The 939-nt window shown below is 30.4% G+C and carries 2 protein-coding genes; both read left to right on the forward strand.

From position 1 onward, the window contains the following. Positions 1-263 precede the first annotated feature (263 nt). Positions 264-407 (forward strand): hypothetical protein, encoded by a 144-nt coding sequence (locus BAZSYMA_RS10050; RefSeq protein ID WP_195910149.1) that lies wholly within the window; start codon positions 264-266, stop codon positions 405-407. 11 nt (positions 408-418) lie between these two features. After that, positions 419-790 (forward strand): hypothetical protein, encoded by a 372-nt coding sequence (locus BAZSYMA_RS07335; RefSeq protein ID WP_143243145.1) that lies wholly within the window; start codon positions 419-421, stop codon positions 788-790. Positions 791-939 lie beyond the last annotated feature (149 nt).

A 939-nucleotide genomic window follows, 5' to 3' on the forward strand; every position in this document is an offset into this window, starting at 1 on the left:
CATGGAAGCCAATAATCTTATACCACCTGAAAAAGTACGCTTTTGCTCTTGATTTTTTCTTTCTATATACGCCCGTCTTATTTCCTCTACTATAAGAAAGAAAAGTGACAACTCGAAAAACCCTTACACAGCAAGGTGGTGTCCGAAAAGACTTAGCACTCTATCGAAAGTCTTTAACACTCTAACGAAATAAAAACATTAAAAACTTTCGCATAACATTAGCATTTGTTCCGAAACCATTTGCTAAAGCGATTGGATATGGCATGATGTTTATAGGTGGAACAATGAAAGTTTATGATATAAAATTGACGGTAGGGCAATATTTAGGAGCAAATAGTAAAGTTATGAAAACTAAGAATACTATGGATAAAATTTATAGAGAACGAGAAAAAGAACTTAAAAAATAGGATTTTAGGAAATGAAAAGAAAGTACTCAATATACTTTCTTCCATTGTATATCGCTATTGGACTGATAACAAAAATATTTGTATTAGGTAGTTATATGCCTATACCAATGATCAACACAGAAAGTAACATAGAAAAATTTGTTATTTTGTTAGAGGATTCCATTAAAAATCAAGATTTAAAAAAATCAAAAAAAATTATTCAGGCTTTAAAAGAAGGTTATCGCTATCAAGATGAACTAAATATATCTTATTTAGATTATATAAATGAACAAAGTGAAAAAGCAAGACACGAGTATATCAATAGCATTATCTATTTAGTTTTATTGTGTATTTATACATATATAATTTTTAGAATAATAAGAAAACTTGAATTCACATCATAAGACCCTGTAAACCAGATTGTGTAAACCCTCATATCAAATGCCCAAACTGGAACAACGTGGTGGAACCTGACAATTACCTACTGATTCGTGATGGCTTTGTGCCAATCAACATTAAATTTATTGATAGGGCAGATTACTACACCGCCTTT

The organism is Bathymodiolus azoricus thioautotrophic gill symbiont (genome assembly GCF_001298715.1).
Classification (GTDB): domain Bacteria; phylum Pseudomonadota; class Gammaproteobacteria; order PS1; family Pseudothioglobaceae; genus Thiodubiliella.